Annotated in this window: 2 protein-coding genes; both read right to left on the bottom strand. The window is 60.4% G+C overall.

Features of this window, described 5'->3' with window-relative positions:
• Window positions 1-601: beta-galactosidase (locus tag FJ222_12825; GenBank protein MBM4165305.1), on the bottom strand; the 601-nt coding region annotated here is incomplete at its 3' end.
• A 55-nt stretch (window positions 602-656) separates the two neighbouring features.
• On the bottom strand, window positions 657-1,454 hold the full coding sequence (locus tag FJ222_12820) for a nucleotidyl transferase AbiEii/AbiGii toxin family protein (GenBank protein ID MBM4165304.1): 798 nt from the start codon (window positions 1,452-1,454) through the stop codon (window positions 657-659).
• Between the last annotated feature and the right edge of the window lie 89 nt (window positions 1,455-1,543).

The raw sequence follows: 1,543 nt of genomic DNA, 5'->3' as shown, positions 1-1,543 counted from the left end.
GGATCTTAAAGCCCTGGGCGTCGCTTTCCTTCTCCGGGTCGAGCCCCTCCGCTTTCATTCCCGCGCGGCACGTTGGGCACCAGCAGGGCGGCCACACGCAGATATCGTAGAACAGACCGTCCACGTCAAAACGCCGGCAGATCTCCTCGGTTTGTGCCAGGACCAGGTCCCGGTAGGGCGTGGCCGGACACAGGAATGTCCAGGAAAATTCGGAGCGGCGGTCGGAGGGCTTTGCTTTCGCGTCCACATTTAAGCCGAAGGTGGACTCGTCGCGCTTACGCACGGTCCATTCGGGGTGCTGCAGGGCGTCCCGGGCCGACCAGCCGAGCGTGATGTAGATCGGCGCCCGAACGCCGATTTCGTGGCAGGCCTCGATCTGCGCCTTTAACAGATTGATCTTCAGGTGCGGGTGAGGCTGTCCGACCTTCGTAGGGTAGTAAGACCAGCCGTGGTGGCACTTGGCAAACACGGTGATCGAGTTCACATGACCCAGTTGTAGCGCCTCCTGAAACTGGCGTCGTTGGAAACGGGCGCCGATGCCGCCAATATGCTCCGAGGTGTGAAAATCCAGATGGACCTGACGCGCGCACAACGATTTCATTTGTCTGTTCCTTGTCAAAGATTGTCACAAAGTGACAGTTACCAGCAATAACCCCTCACCCCAGTAGCGCCTCCAGGTTTTCATGCGTCATCAGCGCTGCATCCTGTGGCCGTTCCAGAAAAGGGCTGACATCATCGCGAACCCCCTGAATGTTCAATGCCATCAAGCGCTCCCGCACCAGTCCCTTCCAGGATGACGCGTCGAGACGGTCGGCCCCTTGCGTCTGGTCCAGCGCCTTCTGCAACAAGGACAGGTTCGGGATCAGCGGCGGACGTTGCGAGAGATACCAGATGAGATCATACCAGTCACGCCCCTTGGCATACTTGCGGGTGATGGCAGCGTGCAGTTTCCCGGCCAGGAGCGATGGTAAGTCGTAGTGCTGCAGCAGGAAGGTGACGTAGCGCGTTACGACCCGGCGTTCGCAGCGCGCCCCCACCGGCGGTTGCGTATCGATCTCCACCTTGATGGCCAGTTTCTCGGATGGCATGGTCGACAAACCAGCCTCATGGAGGACTCCGGCCACGCGCACCCAGCCCGCATGCACAACTTTGCGGTCATTCCAGGTCACCTCCGGATCAAACCCAGCCAGCGTCAAATCCCGCTTCACCTTGGCCATCCACACCTTTCCCGCGTAACCATCGCCGGAGACAAGCGAGAAATCGAGGTCCTCAGAGAATCGTGGTAGACCGTGCAGGAAACGTAGTGCCGTTCCGCCGACAAAGGCCAACGGACGGAACGCCTCGCTTTCATGGAACGACCGCAACACGAACGCCTGAAGGTATTCCCGGAGCCGGTTCAGGGCTTGCGCCGGATCAGACACGCCACGAACCAAGGCCAAGGCTTCCTCTTTCATAGCGCCTCCGTGCCTTCCGCTACATCGGCTGCCCACCGAAGCCACCGCCGTACCGCCCGATCCAGGCGTGGGCTTCGGAATCGTTGCGC

The sequence above is a fragment of the Lentisphaerota bacterium genome, assembly GCA_016873675.1.
GTDB lineage: Bacteria > Verrucomicrobiota > Kiritimatiellia > RFP12 > JAAYNR01 > VGWG01.
The sequence above is the reverse complement of the archived record's forward strand: the minus strand, read 5'-3'. Positions and strand labels throughout refer to the sequence as shown.